16 protein-coding genes are annotated in these 18,911 nt (G+C 53.6%); 5 read left to right on the forward strand and 11 right to left on the reverse strand.

Translation table 11 applies throughout. The annotated features are described in order from the left end of the window. Nucleotides 1-190: 190 nt before the first annotated feature. Nucleotides 191-1,651 carry a YncE family protein gene (locus tag D3M70_RS01590; protein ID WP_120123790.1) on the reverse strand — a complete coding sequence of 487 codons (1,461 nt, stop codon included), beginning with the start codon at nucleotides 1,649-1,651 and terminating at the stop codon, nucleotides 191-193. A 23-nt stretch (nucleotides 1,652-1,674) separates the two neighbouring features. Continuing rightward, nucleotides 1,675-2,106, reverse strand: a complete 432-nt coding sequence (locus D3M70_RS01595) for a DUF305 domain-containing protein (protein ID WP_256659662.1) — start codon at nucleotides 2,104-2,106, stop codon at nucleotides 1,675-1,677. Nucleotides 2,107-2,370: 264 nt separating this feature from the next. Between D3M70_RS01595 and D3M70_RS01600 the strand changes: the two genes are divergently transcribed. Beyond that, nucleotides 2,371-3,072: a glutathione S-transferase family protein gene (locus D3M70_RS01600; protein WP_120123792.1), complete on the forward strand. Its 702-nt coding sequence runs from the start codon at nucleotides 2,371-2,373 to the stop codon at nucleotides 3,070-3,072. A 232-nt stretch (nucleotides 3,073-3,304) separates the two neighbouring features. Then, a complete protein-coding gene (locus D3M70_RS01605; RefSeq protein ID WP_120123794.1) occupies nucleotides 3,305-3,868 on the forward strand; it encodes a TetR/AcrR family transcriptional regulator in 564 nt (187 codons plus the stop codon). Between the two features lie 385 nt (nucleotides 3,869-4,253). On the opposite strand, the gene D3M70_RS01610 is transcribed toward D3M70_RS01605, so the two are convergent. Next, on the reverse strand, nucleotides 4,254-5,240 hold the full coding sequence (locus D3M70_RS01610) for a GTP pyrophosphokinase family protein (protein WP_120123795.1): 987 nt from the start codon (nucleotides 5,238-5,240) through the stop codon (nucleotides 4,254-4,256). Nucleotides 5,241-5,747: 507 nt separating this feature from the next. Continuing rightward, complete coding sequence (locus tag D3M70_RS01615) at nucleotides 5,748-5,999, reverse strand: hypothetical protein (protein WP_256659663.1); 252 nt, start codon at nucleotides 5,997-5,999, stop codon at nucleotides 5,748-5,750. A 699-nt stretch (nucleotides 6,000-6,698) separates the two neighbouring features. Here D3M70_RS01615 and D3M70_RS01620 point away from each other — a divergent pair. Beyond that, the gene (locus tag D3M70_RS01620) at nucleotides 6,699-7,460 is read left to right on the forward strand and encodes an SDR family oxidoreductase (RefSeq protein ID WP_120123799.1); all 762 of its coding nucleotides are present in this window, start codon (nucleotides 6,699-6,701) and stop codon (nucleotides 7,458-7,460) included. A gap of 160 nt (nucleotides 7,461-7,620) precedes the next feature. Here D3M70_RS01620 and D3M70_RS01625 read toward each other — a convergent pair whose 3' ends face one another. The 3 genes from D3M70_RS01625 to D3M70_RS01635 form a co-directional block, all read right to left on the reverse strand. Next, entirely contained in the window at nucleotides 7,621-8,901 is a 1,281-nt protein-coding gene (locus D3M70_RS01625) for a dihydrolipoyllysine-residue acetyltransferase (protein WP_120123801.1), read from the reverse strand. A gap of 31 nt (nucleotides 8,902-8,932) precedes the next feature. Then, the gene (gene mdeB / locus D3M70_RS01630; RefSeq protein ID WP_120123803.1) at nucleotides 8,933-11,626 is read right to left on the reverse strand and encodes an alpha-ketoglutarate dehydrogenase; all 2,694 of its coding nucleotides are present in this window, start codon (nucleotides 11,624-11,626) and stop codon (nucleotides 8,933-8,935) included. Nucleotides 11,627-11,841: 215 nt separating this feature from the next. After that, a complete protein-coding gene (locus D3M70_RS01635; protein ID WP_120123804.1) occupies nucleotides 11,842-12,813 on the reverse strand; it encodes a LysR family transcriptional regulator in 972 nt (323 codons plus the stop codon). A gap of 259 nt (nucleotides 12,814-13,072) precedes the next feature. Here D3M70_RS01635 and D3M70_RS01640 point away from each other — a divergent pair, with 259 nt between their 5' ends. Next, the gene (locus D3M70_RS01640; RefSeq protein WP_120123806.1) at nucleotides 13,073-13,615 is read left to right on the forward strand and encodes an ester cyclase; all 543 of its coding nucleotides are present in this window, start codon (nucleotides 13,073-13,075) and stop codon (nucleotides 13,613-13,615) included. 63 nt (nucleotides 13,616-13,678) lie between these two features. On the opposite strand, the gene D3M70_RS01645 is transcribed toward D3M70_RS01640, so the two are convergent. Beyond that, the gene (locus tag D3M70_RS01645; RefSeq protein WP_165869713.1) at nucleotides 13,679-14,617 is read right to left on the reverse strand and encodes an AraC family transcriptional regulator; all 939 of its coding nucleotides are present in this window, start codon (nucleotides 14,615-14,617) and stop codon (nucleotides 13,679-13,681) included. A 97-nt stretch (nucleotides 14,618-14,714) separates the two neighbouring features. Here D3M70_RS01645 and D3M70_RS01650 point away from each other — a divergent pair, with 97 nt between their 5' ends. Then, the gene (locus D3M70_RS01650) at nucleotides 14,715-15,542 is read left to right on the forward strand and encodes an SDR family oxidoreductase (protein WP_120123907.1); all 828 of its coding nucleotides are present in this window, start codon (nucleotides 14,715-14,717) and stop codon (nucleotides 15,540-15,542) included. Nucleotides 15,543-15,661: 119 nt separating this feature from the next. On the opposite strand, the gene D3M70_RS01655 is transcribed toward D3M70_RS01650, so the two are convergent. Genes D3M70_RS01655 through D3M70_RS01665 form a run of 3 tightly spaced genes read right to left on the reverse strand, consistent with a single transcriptional unit; the run spans nucleotide 15,662 to nucleotide 18,706 of the window. Then, nucleotides 15,662-16,438, reverse strand: coding sequence for a glycine betaine ABC transporter substrate-binding protein (locus tag D3M70_RS01655; RefSeq protein WP_120123809.1), 777 nt, complete (start codon nucleotides 16,436-16,438; stop codon nucleotides 15,662-15,664). A gap of 14 nt (nucleotides 16,439-16,452) precedes the next feature. Continuing rightward, the gene (locus D3M70_RS01660) at nucleotides 16,453-17,640 is read right to left on the reverse strand and encodes an L-dopachrome tautomerase-related protein (RefSeq protein WP_120123810.1); all 1,188 of its coding nucleotides are present in this window, start codon (nucleotides 17,638-17,640) and stop codon (nucleotides 16,453-16,455) included. 52 nt (nucleotides 17,641-17,692) lie between these two features. Beyond that, the gene (locus D3M70_RS01665) at nucleotides 17,693-18,706 is read right to left on the reverse strand and encodes a zinc-binding alcohol dehydrogenase family protein (protein ID WP_120123812.1); all 1,014 of its coding nucleotides are present in this window, start codon (nucleotides 18,704-18,706) and stop codon (nucleotides 17,693-17,695) included. Nucleotides 18,707-18,911 lie beyond the last annotated feature (205 nt).

Consider the following 18,911-nt stretch of genomic DNA (forward strand, 5'->3'; position numbering starts at 1 on the left):
AGCGTCAGTGCATCGGGTACAACATTCTAAGTCGCGTCTGAGGAGACGACCTCCCAGACCCTCTGGAGCGCAGGCGTCATCGTGTCTGGTGATAAAGGGGAGAGGTTATCCAGGCAGAGGCGCTCAGCGCGATGCGCGGCCGACTATACGACAGCGGCTCGCGCAGCGCCTCCCCCTGATCGCTACAGGTTCAAGGGCTGACCTGAACCTGCTTCAGCTCGCCTGATTGGTCGGGCTTACCCCCCACTATAACGAGGTAGCGGCGCTGTTCGGGAACATCGTTCTGCACGATTTGCCGGATTGGCCCAATCGTATTGACGATGGCTGACCCGGCTGGATTGGTCATGAATGTGGCCAACGGCTCCAATTTGCCGCCGCCGTCCATGTTTTCGGCAAGCGCCAGAGTATAGGGCTGCTTCGGCTCAAGCCCCGTAACGGCAGCCTGGAGGACTTGGGTGAGCCCTTGATTGAAAAGCGTGACGCTGGTTGGAGCCCGGTCTTCGCTTTTGCCTTGATCACTCAAGGTCAGATGAACGGCTTGACCGGCCACACCTAAGGGAACGAGGTTATCCGTCCCCGATCCGGACGCAACCGCCCTCGGAACATATGCAACGGCTTGTGGCGCCTGACCAATCGGGATATTCGCGACGACCTTATTGGTTAGCGTATCAATGACTGCAAAAGCGTCTGCGTTCTCCAGGCCGACATAAATCCTGGTGCCATCTCCGGACGGCCAAATGCCATGTGGCAAATTGCCGACAGCGATTGTAGCGACCTTTTCGAAGGTATCAGTCCTGAATACTTGAACTTGATTTAACCCGCCAACGGTGATGTAAGCGAACGAACCATTGGCATTGTTTACGAGATTCACGTGGTTGGCGATAGGTCCGACGTCCAACGTCTTGAGCAGTTTGAATGGGGGAGTGGCCTCAAATACCTGCGCCTTTCCGACATCCTTCAATGTGAACCAGACCTGCTTGCCATCTGCCGACGCCGCAATGTTCGGGCAAAACGGACTGGCCTGTGCAACATGTCCGACGATCTCGTGGGTCGCCACTGACACCACTACGGTTTCGGGATTGAACGAAGAACAGATGTATCCGTACTTTCCGTCAGGCGAGAAAATTTGCATCCCGGGACCGGCGGGGGTTTTTATTCTTTGTTTCTCTTCATAGGTATGGGCGTCGAGCACAGAAACGTAGTCCTCCCCCCGCACTGTTACCCATACCTCCCTGCCGTTCGGTGTAAAGAATGCCTCATGAGGGGCACGCCCTACGTACGTCTTGTGCTTGACGGTGTTGGTCTGGGTGTCAATAAACGACACCGAGTTAGTGCCAATTGACACAACAGCGAGGGTTTTGTGGTCAGGCGAAAAACCCAGTCCGTGCACCAATACCTCACCACGATAGAGAGGACTCAGGTTACCTGGCTGAGGATCACCCAAGCTGATGACTCCCAGCAATTTGTTGTCCACTGGATCGCTGACTGAGAGTGTGTTGGAGAACTGCTCGGCAGCGTAAAGACGATGTTGATGCGTGATTGGAATATTGTCAGCGGACGCCTTGCCTGGAATTTGGCCTGCTTGAAGAGAGCCGGAGGCAGTGATCAAAGCACACACCAGGAGAGCGGGCGGAAAACTTAGCAATCTCATGATATTTCCTTCAGAGGAGGGCGTTATGGATGGGTCGCTGACACTTGGGTCGGCGCGGCTTCAGACGCTGGTAACGGGTCGCCCATTGCCTGTCGCATTGCGGCGATTTCCTGCAGCTGATCGACAATGATTTCCTGCGCTATTCGCCTGAGCTGTTCATTGCGACCGTACTTGAGCATCGTCATCGCCATGTCGATCGCGCCTTGGTGATGCGCGCTCATGCTGGTCACGAAATCACGATCAATATCGCCAGAAGCGGGGACATCCATGCCCGCCATCATTTTGCTCATCGCAGCAGCATTTTCGGCAGCAAACGATGCCTGCGCCTGGCCATCGCTCGATGAATCGTGCATATGTCCAGCGTCGGCAAACGTCGCTGACATCCAACTGATGGTCGCAAGTCCCACCCACCAAAGTGCTCTGCGAGGCCCCAGCCTGCTTTTGAAATTAATCATGTCGAACCCTCTCTCTCTTTTCGTTAAAGCCAGACGGTTACCACGCGCGTTTATTCCTGAATCACTGGAGGATTTTCTCGAGTCCTCGGACCTCGCCGTGGCTTGTCCCACGAGGTCCTGATCCGGCGTGCTCGTGAATCGGCAAAGGTGGTCAGACTAACAATTGTTAGGTAGGTGTTGACTTCGAGGAGAATGAGGCATAGATTCAGTCACACCTAACGAACGTTAGGTAGAGTTTTCTCTTCCTTCTTTCTGGAGCTGACCATGACCGCTAAACTTCAACTCTTCACATCTCCATCGGCTTTCCCCAACCCTCAACGCCTACGTCTTTTCATGCATGAAAAGGGAATCGCGGACCTGTTCGAAGAGACGATTTATGACATGGCTCCAGGAGGAGAGCAGCGCGGGTGGCGTCATCTCAATATGAATCCATGGGGTGAAACCCCGACGCTGAAACTTGCCGACGGCAGTTTCATTTCCGAAACGGCAGCTATCGTTCGCTATCTTGATCAGTCCTATCCAGGTCGCAAGATCATGGGCGAGACCGCATTGGAGCAAGGGCTCGATAACATGTGGGATAACCGGGTCTGGGTGCATATCCTTTACCGCATCGTGACGGCGTTTCACGTGTTGCACACCGGGTTGGGCTTCAAGCTTGAACTGACGAAGAACGAGGCGTGGGGCGAGCACTGCCGCAAGGAAGCGTTAGCCCATGCAGCGTTGGTCAATCGTCATCTGTCCGATGGTCGTGAGTGGCTGCTGGGCGGCGATGCCCCAACTTTCTCTGACATCACGCTGGCAACCGCGATTGCCTTCTCCAAGTTTCCGGTCAATGCGACCCCTCTGGATGAGCGTTTCGAGTTCATCGACGCCTACTGGCAGCGCTGGCAGAAACGCCCGAGCTTCCAGGCTGCCTATGCTGATCGCAGCAGCGGAATCCCGGAACTGGATTCGCCGTCTGAGTGATGTCCCACGGCGGGAGTAACGTCGTCGGGACCGCCATACACGGCGGTCCCGACGGCGCTATTTTTAACTCGGGACGCCGCGATGACGGGATGGTTTGACCAGGTCCCTCATGTGCATGAGTTGAACCGATAAAGTCCAATGACAGACCTATGGCGGCTACCTAACAAAAGGTAGGGTTTTGATTTAGCATGGCGTTCTTCCGATAACCCGACTAACCAATGAAGGCAAAGCAATGACGATCAACGCCCGAGAAGCCATTCTGCTAGCGGCGAGAAATATCGCCCAGTCCCAAGGCTACAACGGCTTGAACTTCCGCGATCTGGCCACTGAGGTCGGAATCAAGCCCGCGAGTATTTATTACCACTTCCCGAGCAAGGCGGATCTCGGTGTCGCTGTCGCCAGGCGGTATTGGGAAGACGGCGCTGCGGCACTCGACGTGATCTCTCAGGAAACGCCAGACGCGCTTGATGCTCTGCGTCGTTTTCCCGAGATCTTTCGTCGCTCGCTTGAGGCCGATAACCGTCTCTGTCTGGGCAGCTTTGTGGGCGCTGAAACTGACAATTTGCCGGCAGAAATGACCCAGGAAATTCAGGCGTTTGCGGAAGTGAATGTCGCTTGGCTGAGCAAGCTTCTGGTAGTCGCGAACGTCTGCAAGCCAGAAGAAAGCGAGAAGCGGGCCCGTGCGATTTTTTCGGCCGTGGCGGGTGCTCAGCTTATTGCCAGAAGCCGATCGGACATTTCGCTATTTGACACACTGATAGATACCTATCGTGCATACGGACCGTTGCCAGCATAAGTTGCTGCTGTCGACCCAAAGCTGCCCTTTGCATTCCAGTACAACTGACTTGCCTCCTTGGTCTCGGAGGACATCTGCAATCCGAGACAGGTCGACAATCCACAGCAGCAGACCAGGGACCTTTTCAATCTACGGGATACGATCCGAGCAATGGTGACTGATAGCGTTTGCTTCAGAATCGAATCAGTGATGGCGACAATGCTCCATTGATTGAAGCCCTAGGCGTTCGGTGCTAATTGTGCGCAGGCCGCCATCGTCTCCAATGCTCTATCAGGGAGCGCGTCTGCGAGAAATGTCCGGACTGATTTATGACGCAGCACCGCTTCTACCTGAGGTGTCCAGATGAGGCTTTGTGGGGTCGTTCAAATATCAGTCTAATACTCGTCTAAAGTTTTGAACTTAAAATTTGCCGATATTTTTCTCTAGAATCTCTGACATAATCGGGCAACGTGTCTTCTCGGCTGTAATAGAAATTATCGCTTGTGAGATCTAAAATTGTTCTGATTACACCTGAGAATCCCCACATTGGCAGTTCGGTGTCAGCGCAATCCGCCTCTTCAATTTCCATGTCATTTAAAATAGGAAATGCATGTTCAATATTATCAACTAGTGCTTTGAGGGTAAAACCTGCCTCCCGAATATTTTCGAGCAAGCTAGGTATGTCCTCATCATTGTAGTTTCGTTCGTTAAAGTACCTATCACGTAGAGCTAGCAAGCTGTCTGAGTTAAGCTCGTCTAGATCACTGAAATCTTGATCCAGCCTAGAAAAATCGTTTTTGTACTCGATTTTCATGTCTTTTATAGCATCAAACTGTTCGTCCGCCAATTCAATCAGTGCGCTAAGTCGATTCAGCTTTCGGCGGAGTTGCGGCGGCACGTCAGATGCTCTTTTGTACAGCAATTTGTGGCTGATTGCAGACCAGGTATGCATAAGCATAGTACGGACCTGAATTTCGGCCTTCAATCCGTCGAGGCCTCTGGCGGCAGGGTGTGTCAACCACTCATTCTTTAATTTTACGACATAGTGAAATGATCCATAGCCGAATTTATTATCGTCTAACTCATCTTGCTTGTCTTGTTTGGAGATTACGTCAAATTCATCGTCGATCAATTTGCAAGTTATATCTATATCGGTTTGGTAGTAACAGATAACTCGAATGCCACATAAATCGTCGATATTTTCAATCTGTGCTTCATAGCCCTTTTTTGTGAATTTTTCGAGAAGGGAGTTTTCGTCCTTGATTCTAGATTCTATTGCAAATATAGGCACTTTTTTTTGAGCTATCATGCCTTCCAAAGCGTCAACTAAATTGCCCATCAAACGCTCAGCCTTCGGCTTTAATTCCCGATACTGTCGAATCAGTTCTGGCATGTTGCGTTCCGTCACTTGAATGCAATGTCCTGAAAGAGAAGATAAAGATTTCCATAAATGGAACCCCTCAATAATCTTGGCGCGCAATCTTTGCCATAAAGCGGTAATTACCTACAAGCTGTGGCCAGCCAAGTTCACTAGTAGCTATAGTAGCAGTCGGAACCAAAATTCGGTAGCAACCTTGATCGACGAGCACGCAGTAGCGTCCGCTCCTGGCCGATAGCGGTCATCCCTGAGATCTGGCAGGCAGCTGTCCATAGCGACGCCAGTATTGCGTTCGGCTTTCACGGCTTTGGTGCCGATTTAGAATCGTCAGCCGTTGAGCTGTCTAGGATGCACTTCATCGATCTCAGTGTCGTATGCTCGCTGAAGCCACCTGGTCGCTCAGAATGGAGTCAATTGTGGAGGTCAGCATCGTTCTGATGCTGCACAACTTCAGATAATATTGAGGTGGGTACGCCCTTCATCTCGAACTCCATGCCTAACCTCCCCGAAACGTTAGCGTAGCTAATGTGTACTCAGCTTCACGATCATTCCGGCACCGGCATCTTTCGCATGTCGAAGCACCTTGCTCTCTGCCACCTGAACTCCTTTAGCAAGCTCGATGAGCAACGTGGCCTCGGCATCCAATCCTGCCTCAGCCAATCGCACCGCCATTGATAAGAGCGACGTAGAAGAGTTTTTCAGGGTGATCGCTACCTCACGCATGCTACGGATGAGTTCTGCCGTTGGAACGTTGGTAACGCCAAGTTTTTTCAAAGTCATGATCCATGAAGCGCTGAAGGCCTTCGGTTGACGACATTCGGATGATAACCCGCCTTGGAGCGAGTCAATTTTTTGTACCGCGCCTTAATGAGTTGATGACGCGCTGAGTCGGTACGACTCATTTAGGGAAACTGTTTTGATCGTACAGGTACGGCTAAGTCAGCCGTTTAATCAGCTTAGCTACAGAGCCCACCCTAGCTCGTTTTTCGCAACTTTTTCTCTACTCAATTATTATGATCCATGAATATAGCAATTTGACCAATAAACTTTCTAATTAGCATCTATAAATTTTAATAATGGTGGTTGCTCTGTGGGATTCTCCGTTGCGTTTTGGGAGTAGGAAAGAGTTTTCGCTAAGGCTGTCCGCTGGCGCGTTTTTAACCGTTTTTAAATTAGTGAAGCTGTCAATGTAGGTATTTTCAGCTTTGCAATGAAAGTGTTTATCCGAAACGTGTGGTTAAGCTGTCCATTAGGGACGAGTACGATGGATGCAACATTGTCTGACCTACCAAAAACCTTTAAGTCTTTTAGTTAAATCGGCTTTGCAGGGTAAACGTTGGTATAGGTTGACCCTTACTGTTGATGAGTAGAGATTTAACAGGCGGTCGGCTGCACAGCAGGATTGATTGCTGTAGCTAAAAGGCAGGATCTTTTGGGTTGGACTTTATACTATTGATATTGAGGCTATAGCTTATGAAGGTTACGGATAATACTATTTTCATCACTGGTGGCGGCTCGGGTATCGGTCGCGGATTGGCTGAAGCTTTCCACAAGTTAGGCAATAAAGTCATCATTGCTGGTCGCCGTAAAGCACTGCTGGATGAGGTAATCGCCGCTAATCCGGGAATGGATGCGGTTGAGCTTGATATCAACGATCCCAGCAACATTGCCCATGTTGCCAAAGATCTGATCAAACGCTATCCAACGCTCAATGTATTGATCAATAACGCGGGAATCATGCCGTTCGACGACCCAGCTTCAACTATCGATGAAGCCACAATGCTGGGTACGATCACGACCAATCTGTATGGTCCGATCCGTATGACGTCTGCGCTGATCGAGCATCTCAAGTCTCAACCCCGTTCCGTTATCATCAATAATTCTTCGGTACTGGCTTTCGTTCCGTTGGCAGGTAACGCTGTTTATTCGGCAACCAAAGCAGCGCTGCATTCGTACTCACTGTCTCAGCGATTTGCGCTGCGTGACTCTACTGTGACCGTGCAAGAGATCGCGCCACCTTGGGTTAACACTGACCTGATTCACAAAGGTGATGACCCACGTGCTATGCCGCTAGACGCGTTTATCGAGGAAACCATGGCAGGGCTGGCGACCGATACTCCGGAAGTCATCGTCGAAGCCATTCGACCGTTTCGTGACAACCCTGGGTCGCAGGAGCACGCAATTGTCCATGGCTTCAATCAGTCACTGGTGGAAAACCCTATCCCGGTAGCTTGAAGTACCTCTCACCTACCGAAAAATGCCAGACCTCATGTCTGGCATTTTTTTGTCTCAAGAAGCTATGGAGAACGAACTTCGCTTGCGCGAAGTCCATTCTTTTCGCTGTCACACGTGCGTTGTCCGTTGATCACCCTTTAAAATTTGAGATCCTAAGCGTTCAAATCGCAACTCGCCGAAAATCTTCCAGTACGCTCTTAAGGTAGGCAAGAAACCGACCTGCCTCAGCGCCGTCGACTACTCTGTGATCCCAAGAAAGTGACAAGGGCATGATGAGTCTTGGTACCACCGCTGCGGACTTCGTATCCCACACCGGTTGGAGCCTTGCTTTCCCAACCCCGAGAATACCGACCTCTGGCGCATTGATAATCGGGGTAAAGTAAGTACCGCCGATACCCCCCAACGATGAAATGGTGAAGCTCCCACCCTGCATTTGTTCGGGCTTCAGCTTTCCTTCGCGTGCCAGCGCGGACAGCGCCGACATCTCGCTTGCAATGTCTTGCACCCCTTTCTGGTCGACGTCTCGCACAACCGGCACTACCAACCCGTTGGGGGTGTCCGCTGCAAAGCCGATGTGAAAGTAATTTTTCAGAACGAGTTCCTGACCTTCGGTCAGCGATGCGTTGAAGTAAGGAAAGCGTTTTAAGGCCACAGCAGACGCCTTCGCTATGAACGCCAACAACGTGATTTTGGTACCTTTGTTTGAAGAGTCTTGATTGAGGGCCTGGCGCAGTTCTTCCAGATTCGTGACGTCAACGTCATCGTGATTGGTGACATGGGGAATACGTACCCAGTTGCGATGCAAATTGGCGCCTGAAATCCTTTTGATTCTGGGCAGTGGCTCTCGGGTAACGGGCCCGAATTTGCTGAAGTCGATATCCGGCCAAGCAAGGAGATCCAGTCCATCGCCCGATGACCGCGGCTGCTGCATACGACTTTTCACATAGCTCAAAACGTCCGCGCGGGTCACTCGACCGCGCTGACCAGTACCCGCGACTTCGCGGATATCGATGCCTGTTTCCCGAGCAAATTTGCGTACTGCGGGCCCAGCATGGCCAATGCCTGACACGGCAGCGGGGTCTGCGCTCTGGGAAGCGTCTACAACAGGCGCCAAGGTCAGTGGCATCTGAGGTGGGAGGCTGACGGCAGGTGCTGGTGGCTTCTCGGGCTCAGGCTCTTGCGGTGTGACTTGCGAGGATGCCACCGCCGTTTCTAGCATGAGCAGCAATGATCCGCTGGATACTTTGTCACCCAGCCCCACATCCAACTTGTGCACCACTCCCGCAGCAGGTGCGGGGATATCTATGAGCGCCTTATCTGACTCCAGAGAAATCAGCGGCTGATCCTTTTCAATACGATCACCAACTTTGATCTGTATTTCTACGACGGGCACATCTTTGAAGTCGCCGATGTCGGGCACGACTACCTGAATGACGGACATGTTCTATTCCTAACCAGAATTTTGAGTGGATTCAGCACTGCCAGGACGCCGGTCGGGCAGGATCCCCGTGGTATCTGTCAATCGCCTCGCGCCAAACCGAACGTTCAATCACACCGTCATCTGCCAGACCTTTAAGAGCCGCGATTACGATAGACTGGCGATCCACTTCAAAAAACTCTCGCAGCGCCTGCCGTGTATCACTGCGTCCGAAGCCGTCAGTTCCAAGGGTGACGTAGCGGTTGGGTACAAAGCCTCGGATCAATTCAGGCAAGGCTCGGACATAGTCCGTCGCAGCAATGACGGGCCCTTTGAAGCCTGCCAACTGCCGCTGGATGTATGAGGCTTCAGTCGCGCCACCAAGGCGCTCGGTCCGCTCGCGATCAAGCCCTTCGCGTTGTAGCTGCGTATAACTGGTGACGCTCCAGACCGCCGCTTCGATCTTCCAATCCTGTGCGAGTAGCTGCTGGGCCGCCAGCACCTCGCCCAGAATGGCCCCCGAGCCCAACAACTGAACTTGGGCCTGCTGAGTGCCGTTAAATCGGTACATGCCGGCCAGCACACCCTCGCGCACCTCATGACTGCGGTCTTCTGGAATTGAAGGCTGTGAGGTGTTTTCATTCATGACTGTGAGGTAGTAAAAGACATCTTGCTGCCGTTCGCCCATCTCACGCATCCCTTCGTCGAGAATGATGGCGACCTCGTAAGCGAAAGCTGGGTCATAAGCGCGGCAATTTGGAATGGTGGATGCCGTGACATGGCTGGTGCCGTCCTGGTGCTGCAAGCCTTCACCACCCAGCGTTGTCTTTCCTGAGGTTGCGCCTATCAGGAACCCTCGCGCACGCTGATCCGCAGCAGCCCAGATGATGTCCCCTACGCGTTGGAAGCCGAACATCGAGTAGTAGATGTAGAACGGCAGCATAGGCAGATCATGCACGCTATAAGACGTAGCGGCCGCGATCCAGGAAGAAAGGGCTCCAGCTTCGGAGATGCCTTCCTCTAAGATCTGCCCATCAGTCGCTTCCCTGTAGTAGAGCACCGATCCCAAATCCTCAGGCTCGTAGAGCTGACCCGATGGGGAGTAGATACCGATCTGGCGGAACATGTTTGCCATCCCGAAAGTACGTGCCTCGTCGGCAACGATCGGAACTATCCGAGACCCCAGCGCTTTGTCTTTCAGAAGTGCGGTAAACATACGCACCAGCGCCATGGTGGTGGACATCTCCTTACCTTCGGCCGCCATCGCGAATTGCCCCCAGACATCGATATCCGGGATGGTTAGAGCGGTCGTGGAGGCTTGACGGCGTCGCGGCAAATATCCTCCCAATGCTTGGCGTTGTGCGTGCAGATATTTCATTTCAGGACTGTCGTCGGCGGGGCGGTAAAAAGCCAGTTGCTCGACTTCTTGATCACTGAGTGGGACCCGGAACCGGTCCCGGAAACCTTTGAGGTCTTCGGTCTCGAGTTTTTTCTGCTGGTGGGTCGTCATACGGCCTTGGCCGGTAACGCCCATGCCATACCCCTTCATGGTTTTGGCAAGGATCACTGTTGGTTGACCCTTATGCTGCCGGGCTGAAGCATAGGCGGCGTGTAGCTTGCGCACGTCATGTCCACCGCGCCGAAGGACATCAATGTCGCTATCGCTGAGATGCGCAGCAAGGGCGGCCAGTTCAGGATTCTGAGCAAAGAAACGCTCGCGATTGTATTGGCCGTCATTGGCGGAGAACGTTTGGAATTGCCCGTCTACCGTGTTCGCGAAAGCGCGGAGCAACGCGTTGCCCTTGTCGCGGGCAAACAGCGGATCCCAATCGGAACCCCATATGACTTTGATGACATTCCAGCCAGCTCCCTCAAAGAGCGCTTCAAGTTCGTCAATGATTCGCCCGTTGCCGCGTACTGGCCCATCAAGGCGTTGCAGGTTGCAGTTGATGACGAAGGTCAGATTGTCCAACCGCTCCCGGGCAGCCAGTGACAAAGCGCCGATCGACTCGGGTTCGTCCATTTCTCCATCGCCAAAAAAACCCCAAACGTGCCGCTCGGAAGCTTCGAGTAATTGGCGGTCCTGCAGATAGCGCATGAAGCGTGCTTGGAAGATCGAATTGATTGGACCAATGCCCATCGAACCGGTGGGAAATTGCCAGAAATCTGGCATCAGCCAAGGGTGTGGATAGGAGCACAGACCAGGACCTCTAATCTCCTGACGGTAATGCTCTAGCTGGTTCTGGCTCAGGTGCCCCTCAAGGTAGGCCCGTGCGTAAACGCCAGGAGATGAATGGGGCTGGAAGAAAACCAGATCGCCTTTGGAGTCCTCAGAGTCGGCTTTGAAAAAATGGTTGAATCCCACTTCGAACAGGTCGGCTGCGGAAGCGTAACTGGCGATGTGTCCGCCTAGCTCGCCATACGCACGGTTGGCTCGGACTACCATGGCCAACGCGTTCCAGCGCAGCGCACCGCTCAGCTTCTCTTCCAATTCAAGATTGCCAGGATAAGGAGACTGGTGTTCGACGCTGATCGTGTTTTGGTATGGCGTTACGCGCGTGCGTGTCGACTTCACGCCGCGGGACGAAGCAAACTCGGCCAGCCTGTCAAACAAAAACTGAGCACGATCTGCGCCTGCTTCTCTCGCAACGGAGTCGAGTGCTTCAAGCCATTCGCCGGTTTCAAGTGGGTCAGCATCCAGCTGAACGGTGTCTACGCTGAAGCGTGACGCGGGTGGGAGATTAGTCATTTCTGTCCTCCGACATGTGAGAACAAAAGGCTATCGATTACTCAGGAGAATTTTTCTCTGTTGTCAGGCCTCAGAAGCATCTCAAGCAGCCATGTATCCACTGAAAACATCTCCTTTTCAGAATTATTACCTTCAAACAAAGCTCTTCCTCCTTTGGTCGAGCATCCCCCGACGCTCCACATCTTGGGCAGGGGCTAGGATTGAAATGATGCTATCTAGCTTGGCTCGTTCGCGTCGCAAAACAAGGTGCTCACTAATGCAGGATTGGATGCACCTCCTATGTGTACTTCTTGGGCAGCTTGAGCGAAGCGTTCGCGTAGAAAATCCAGCAAGGCCCTGACTCTCGCTGGAAGATATCGGTTGCGCGGGTACAAGGCGTGCAGCGGACTTTCGGCCGTTTGCCAGTCAGGCATGACCAGGCTCAGTCGTCCTGCATAAAGGTCAGCGCTTACGTCCCAGATCGATTTGAGCACGATTCCGTGACCATCGATGGCCCATTGGCGAGCCAAAGCGCCGTCGTTGGTCTCGCGAGCGAACTCCATCGGCACTTTGAATATTGAAGTTTCGTTGCCACGTAGTAGGTGCCACTCGCTGGACCAGCCATTTTGGCTGGCGACAATGTGATCAAAGTCGGCCAACTGATCGGGGTGGCTAGGCATACCTTTGCGCTTGAGATAGCTGGGAGCGGCGCAAAGCACACGACGGTTCGCCGCCAGCGGTCGCGCGACGAGGGAGCTGGCCGGAGGAACACCAAATCGAATCATCAGATCCACATCATCGGCAATGAGATGGGACAGTGAGTCGGAAAGAATCAAGGCCGGTACTACCTGTGGGTAAAGGGCCATGAACTCGTCGAGCCAAGCGTTCAACACATGGCGGCCGAAGTCAGAAGTGGCGGAGATGCGTATTTTGCCTCGGATTTCTTTCTTCTCAACCGACAACGCCGCCCGAGCATCGTCTAGCGCTTGCAAGGCTTGGCGGCAATACTGCAAGTAGATTCGCCCCTCGTCAGTCAGGCGCAGCTGACGCGTGGTACGTTCAAATAACCGAGTGGCGAGCGAAGACTCCAGCTTGAGCAAGCGCGCGCTAGCGGCTGCGGGTGACAGCCCTAATTTGCGACCTGCCGCGGAAATACCCCCGGTTTGTTCAGCTTCGACGAATAATCGAATAGCTTCCAAGTTATCCATAATTCTTCCGGTTTTTTTGAAGATCCATCAATGACCAGCCCAGTTATCAAAGCTGATTGCCTAACGCACACTGGCTATCTCAAGCATCACTGGCTGAAGAAATTTCTGCCTTGAAGCCTGCCTCACTGTGTTCACGCCCAACCGCTTTGATGTTGTGTCAGAACGTCATAGGCATCGGCACGGTTGGAAGAGCATGAAGCAGCGCTCATAGAAGCACTGCTGGAGGACAGCAACTACCCACCAATACCGGAGGAAATCCATGCGTCCGTTCATTCCAGGCCTCTTCGCCGCAGTTGTCATCGCTAGTACATTGAGCCATGCCGCAGTAGCGGCCGAGCCTGCTTTGATCACCCCAAAGGTTCTCATCGCGGATCATGGTGTAACGCCTGAGCAGATCCAGGCACAGACGTTGGCAGCTAGACGCTACGCGACATTCTGGGCGTCAGGTGATCCAGCTCTGGCGCGCGAGGCGCTGGCCTCCGATTTCATGGATCGAGCGCTACCACCAGGGCGTCCTCAGGGTATCTCTGGTCCTCTCGCGGCCTCTCAGGCGTTCCATGCCGCAGTGCCGGACCTTGGCTGCGAGGTCCAGCAGATGATCGTCAGTGGCGACCGGGTCGTCTCCCATTTGCGTTTTACGGGACACTTCACCGGCACCTTCAATGGGGTGAAAGGCAAAGGCCAAACTGTCAACTTCATTGCCACCGACATCTATCGCATAGCCGATGGCCGAATTGCCGAGAACTGGCACCTGGAAGACAACCTCACGTTTCTACAGCAGATCGACGCAATCGCTCATTGATTACCGCGATCCGCTGAGCTGTGAGCGCTGTGACGCTCACAGCTCATGACCCCTTCAAAGTTCTTATGCGGACCGATCAACCGTGTCACTGTTCCCCGTTTCTCTATAGCGCTTAGGGGACATCCCGGTCAGGCGTTTGAAGGCATTGCTGAAGGCGCTTTCAGAGGCGTACCCAAAACGCGGGGCGATCTGGGACAGCGTCAGTCTTTCCTCAAGCAAAGCCTTTCTGGCCAACCGCATACGCCACCCCGTTACGTAGACAAGCGCTGAAACCCCGGCTACCTGTTTGAAATATGCAGAAAAAGATGCCCTAGACATAGCGCTGGCGGCAGCAAGTTCGCCGAGCCGCCATGTACGCGATGGATCGCAATGGATCAAGCTAAGTGCAGGTGCTAGGCGCTTATCACACGCGGCTTTCAACAATCCTGGTGTGACGCTTGGAGCTTCTTCGAGGTGGGATCTGAGTATCTGGATGAAAATCAATTCAGCCAACTGGGACGAGATGGCCGTGGCACCAGGACGCTGCTCCCGTCTCTCCTTCATCAACTGCTCAAGAAGCCAGTGCACCGTCGTTGCTGTCGTGGAGTTTTTACTCAGGTGAAGGTATGGCGGAAGTGATCCCAAGAATAAATCTGCTCCGGCATGCGCCAACGAGATATTCCCTCCGATCATGAAAAAATCATCGCCATCGCCCAATTGCGATACGGCCCCTGAGCGCTTGTTGATCAAATCATCCAGCCGGGTGCGAGGAGCCTCTAGATCACTGGCGATGACCAGCGCCCTCGGCGCCGTTAGCAGCAGCACCTCCCCGCTTTGAATCAGCAATGGCTGAGTCTTGCCTTCGAGCTTGATCCAGCATTTCCCTTTCGCCACCCCCCAAAACTTCACGCCATCCGGAGCGGGGATTTCAAGCCCCCATGCGCCACCAGCGACTAGACCGCCCGAGCCGAGTGCTTTTGCTGTGATGAGCTGAATCAACTCGGAAAATGGGTCAGCGTTCATTTTGGACGATGGCTCATGAAGTATGGACTGTTGCGCATTAGGAATCTCCAAGCCGTCCCGTAGCATTGGGGTTCTACAATCGTAACGAGTATCTGTGATGCAACGTACATGGCTCATTTCCGGAATTAGCAGTGGCTTTGGTCGCAGCATGGCAGAACAGCTTTTGGCTGTTGGCGATCGAGTAGCGGGGACGGTGCGGTCCCTTTCGAGCGTGGAAGATTTGCAACGTCGCTATACCGATCAGCTTTGGGTAACCGAACTAAATCTCGACGAGATGGGCTCGATTCGTGAGGTAGTGGACAGTGCTTTTTCAGCGATGGGCAAGATAGATGTAGTCGTCAGCAATGCCGGTTATGGCTTGTTTGGTGCAGCAGAGGAAGCAACGGATGAGCAGGTTGTTCATCAGATTCACACCAATCTGCTCGGCTCAATTCAATTGGTACGATGTGCGCTGCCTCATCTGCGTATCGCAGGCGGCGGCAGAATCATCCAATTGTCGACCGTGGGGGGGCAAGCTGCTTTTCCTGGCGCTTCGCTATATCACGCCTCCAAGTGGGGAATAGAAGGTTTCATCGATTCTTTGAGCCGTGAAATTGAAGTGTTCAACATCGGCTGTACGCTCGTTGAACCAGGGGGCGCTCGTACGCAATTCCGCTACGGCAGTTCCCGCATTGGCCCACGTCTGCCAGCCTATGACGTTTCTCCGGCGAGCATGGCGCGCCAGATGATTGAGGCGGGTACTGCAGTACCACCGGGAGATCCAGAAAAAATGGTCGCCCGGATCATCGAAAGCGCTAGCCAGATCCCGGCGCCCAAAAGACTCGTACTCGGAACGGATGCCTACACAGCCATGCATCAGCAACTCGCCCAACGGCTCGCTGAACTCGAACTACAGCGCGATCAGGCATCGTCGACCGATGCTTAAGGCCCCAAGTAGTTATTCAGGTATTGCACATCGGCGTTAAACCACCGCTGAAGCTCAGGGAAATTGAATACTGCAGCCGCTTCACTGAGGCGGCTGCAGGACAACTCGTCCGATGAGCGTCAGGATCGTGCTCGCCCAAGCCAGATGTCTGCCGCCGCGAGCGGGGTCAGGCCTTCACGACAGATCAGATGATCAAGCTCACTAATCACGGCATTGCCGAGTGTCAGGCGAGTGAGTCGCTCCAGCAGCTCATCAGGCATTCCTAGGGCGATGTGCTCCTTGACGATAAGCGTGGCGTCATCTTGTCCGCCGAGCAGCCCCTTAGGTTCGGACAGCGGGCGGATACTGAACCGATGATGAAGGAACTGCGGGTGCCACAGCGGCACGACTACCCATTCATGGTGTTCAACGGCATTTTCAAAACGCTTGAAACAGTCTTCCTGAGTACCGTTTTCAAAGTGGTAACCGGCAGCCCCGAGACCGTATTGCTCAATCATTGCCCGAGAGAAGCGACTGATCCCCGCTCCGGGATTGATACCCTGAATCAGATGACTCATTCGTGCAGCTATCTCTGGGCGAAGCAAGTCGCTCACCGAAGCCACTTTGTCGACGGGCACGTAGTCGGGTACCCCCCAAATGCAGTAGGGCTGGTACAGCACACCAAGGTAACGCGTTTCATGGGCATACGGCGCCAGGTAGCCGCCGTGACTATCTGGCAGCCAAGCCGATACCAGCATGTCGACCTCGCCAGCGCCATAACGCTGGAACATCTCCTCGTGCGGTGAGGCGCTGGAGACTACCGAATAGCCGTGGGCTTCCAGAATACGTTGCACTACAGCCGCACTCGCGGCATGAAAGCTTAAATCGATGTGGCCCAAGCGAATCAGAGGTTTCATGTTCACCGCCGTTATCAATGGGTTGGCGCCGGAGCGGCATCAATCTTCACCCGCAGCAAGCTGTAGGGCTTCACGCGCAGATCTTTGCCGTCGTGGAATCCAGCCTGGCGTTGGAGCTGGTTCGCAGTAAAGTACAAGTATCCATCGGGACCGATGGACAGAGTGTCGGGCCACAACACACGTGGGTCGTGAACAATGGTTTGCCAACTTCCGTCAGCCAGACGTTTGCGGATGCCATTGTGTTCATAGTCCCCAGCGTACACTGCGCCTTTGGCATCGGCTTCAAGACCGTCGGAGGCACCTTTTTCGCCGAGATCCTTCACAGCGGCTTCCAGTTGCTCCTCGGTCACATCAGGATTTCGCAGCAGATCAGTTGGCACCGAATAAAGGTGACGACCGGAGAGCGGGCAGAAATAAAGCGTCTTGCCGTCACTCGACAGAGCAATGCCATCCGATGCAACGGTCAGGGTTTTAGCTTTTCCATCCGGTCCTTTGGTGATCAAGGCGGGTTGCCCTTCGACCACCGGAATGAAATCGGGATCTGGAGACGTTGATTTCGCCCCGCTCAAACGCCGCACGGCCTTACCGGTGGCGATATCCATCACAATGATTGCACCTGGGCCGGAGACCGAAGAGTCAGTCACGTAGACCGTGCCTTCCTTGCCGTTGCGAAAGTCAAAACGCATATCGTTGACGTAGGTGCTCGGGAGGATCACGTCGGCCGGGAATACCAGCGTCTTGACGACCTTGTTGCTAGCCAAGTCAACAGCGACTAATTTCGCGCCGCCAGCTTTCGGGGCTGCAAAACCTGGAGCCGCTGTGTCGAGCAGCCAGACCCGGCCCTTGCCATCGGCAACCACACTTTGAACACTAATCAGGCCTTTGGCCGGATCTTTCGTATCCTCACGATTGAATGCCGCATCAGGATATGCGATCACCTTGCCGTCTCGAATTTCGCCTACCGTGAACGGCACGTCATCACCCCATTTCGGGTAGTTGACGAAAATGCGCCCGTTTTCAGCAACGGTGACGCCGGTGGGCATTGCGTCATGGAAACTAAATACCTGCTCCAGTTCGCCAACGGTCTTTTCAGAAGGTGCGGAGGATGGCAGCTGATGTGCGTCGGCGGCGAAGCTGGTTTGACTTACGGCGGCTATGGCAAGTGCAAGAGCTGTTCCGAAAAATGGGTATTTCATAGACATGAATGGGCTCCCTGACCTGCCGAAGCAGGCCAGTCAATATTGTGCGTGAGGATTAGAAACCTTCGAGAACGATCTTGCCGGTCGCTTTGCCGCTTTCGATCAACGCATGGGCACGGCGCAGGTTTTCGGCATTTATCGCGCCAAAATGTTCGCCGAGGGTGGTTTTCAAGACACCCTGATCGATCAGCTTGGCTACGCGATTGAGTAGACGATGTTGTTCGATCATATCCGGCGTCTCAAACAGCGATCGTGTGAACATCAGCTCCCAATGCAGCGACAGCGATTTACGCTTCAATGGCATGACATCAAGGCTTTCCGGATCATCGATCAGAGCTAGTTGACCTTGCGGACGCAAGGCTTCAATCAGTTGAGGCAAGTAGCTGCCGGTATGAGTCAGGCTGATGACGTGACTGACTTCACTGACCCCAATCTTCTCCAACTGCGCCACTAGTGGCTGGCCGTGATCGATCACATGGTGAGCGCCTAAAGTTTTGACCCATTCACGTGTCTGGTCGCGGGAAGCGGTACCAATGACTGTGAGCTTTGTCAGCTTGCGAGCCAATTGAACGAGAATTGAGCCCACGCCACCGCCTGCGCCGATAATCAGGAGGCTGTCGCCTTCGCCTCCGCCTTCTGCGACACCCAGGCGATCAAACAAAAGCTCCCAAGCCGTGATTGAAGTGAGAGGCAAGGCTGCCGCATGTGCATTGTCGAGGGATTGCGGCTTGAGCCCAACAATGCGCTCATCCACCACGTGAAACTCGCTATAACTTCCCGGGCGAGCGATGGAGCCGGCGTAGAAAACCTCATCACCAGTTTTGAAAAGCGTGACGTCGCTCCCCACGCCTCGGACGATACCAACTGCGTCCCACCCAAGAACTTTCGGCTCGGACGCACTTGCGGCAGCGCGAACCCGAACCTTGGTGTCTACAGGATTTACTGAGATGGCTTTCACCTCAATGAGCAAGTCACGCGGGCCAGGAGTGGGTATGGGCAAATCCATATCGATGAGAGACTGTGGATCTTCAATTGGCAATGCTTGCTGGGTGTAGACGACAGCTTTCATAGTGGCAGTCCTTTTTCAGACGAAGAATGCGGAATACTTGTTCTTATCTTGTCTTTCGTCTAGACGAAGGAAAACCGTCGGATCTGATTAACTCTTTCACCGTTTCCGTGAAAATCTCATTTCGGCGAGGATCAGGTACGGGTTCTGCCTAGATCCAATGCGCCAGTTGGGATGAAGCTGAAATGGATGGGCACAGTGCTGGTAA

It is taken from the genome of Pseudomonas sp. LS-2, assembly GCF_003605735.1.
Lineage (GTDB): Bacteria > Pseudomonadota > Gammaproteobacteria > Pseudomonadales > Pseudomonadaceae > Aquipseudomonas.

Bases quoted from the DNA above. Each gene is read 5' to 3' on its own strand.
- D3M70_RS01590 (WP_120123790.1), bottom strand. From the start codon at position 1,651: ATGAGATTGCTAAGTTTTCCGCCCGCTCTCCTGGTGTGTGCTTTGATC.
- D3M70_RS01595 (WP_256659662.1), bottom strand. From the start codon at position 2,106: ATGATTAATTTCAAAAGCAGGCTGGGGCCTCGCAGAGCACTTTGGTGG.
- D3M70_RS01600 (WP_120123792.1), top strand. From the start codon at position 2,371: ATGACCGCTAAACTTCAACTCTTCACATCTCCATCGGCTTTCCCCAAC.
- D3M70_RS01605 (WP_120123794.1), top strand. From the start codon at position 3,305: ATGACGATCAACGCCCGAGAAGCCATTCTGCTAGCGGCGAGAAATATC.
- D3M70_RS01610 (WP_120123795.1), bottom strand. From the start codon at position 5,240: ATGCCAGAACTGATTCGACAGTATCGGGAATTAAAGCCGAAGGCTGAG.
- D3M70_RS01620 (WP_120123799.1), top strand. From the start codon at position 6,699: ATGAAGGTTACGGATAATACTATTTTCATCACTGGTGGCGGCTCGGGT.
- D3M70_RS01625 (WP_120123801.1), bottom strand. From the start codon at position 8,901: ATGTCCGTCATTCAGGTAGTCGTGCCCGACATCGGCGACTTCAAAGAT.
- mdeB (WP_120123803.1), bottom strand. From the start codon at position 11,626: ATGACTAATCTCCCACCCGCGTCACGCTTCAGCGTAGACACCGTTCAG.
- D3M70_RS01635 (WP_120123804.1), bottom strand. From the start codon at position 12,813: ATGGATAACTTGGAAGCTATTCGATTATTCGTCGAAGCTGAACAAACC.
- D3M70_RS01640 (WP_120123806.1), top strand. From the start codon at position 13,073: ATGCGTCCGTTCATTCCAGGCCTCTTCGCCGCAGTTGTCATCGCTAGT.
- D3M70_RS01645 (WP_165869713.1), bottom strand. From the start codon at position 14,617: ATGAACGCTGACCCATTTTCCGAGTTGATTCAGCTCATCACAGCAAAA.
- D3M70_RS01650 (WP_120123907.1), top strand. From the start codon at position 14,715: ATGCAACGTACATGGCTCATTTCCGGAATTAGCAGTGGCTTTGGTCGC.
- D3M70_RS01655 (WP_120123809.1), bottom strand. From the start codon at position 16,438: ATGAAACCTCTGATTCGCTTGGGCCACATCGATTTAAGCTTTCATGCC.
- D3M70_RS01660 (WP_120123810.1), bottom strand. From the start codon at position 17,640: ATGTCTATGAAATACCCATTTTTCGGAACAGCTCTTGCACTTGCCATA.
- D3M70_RS01665 (WP_120123812.1), bottom strand. From the start codon at position 18,706: ATGAAAGCTGTCGTCTACACCCAGCAAGCATTGCCAATTGAAGATCCA.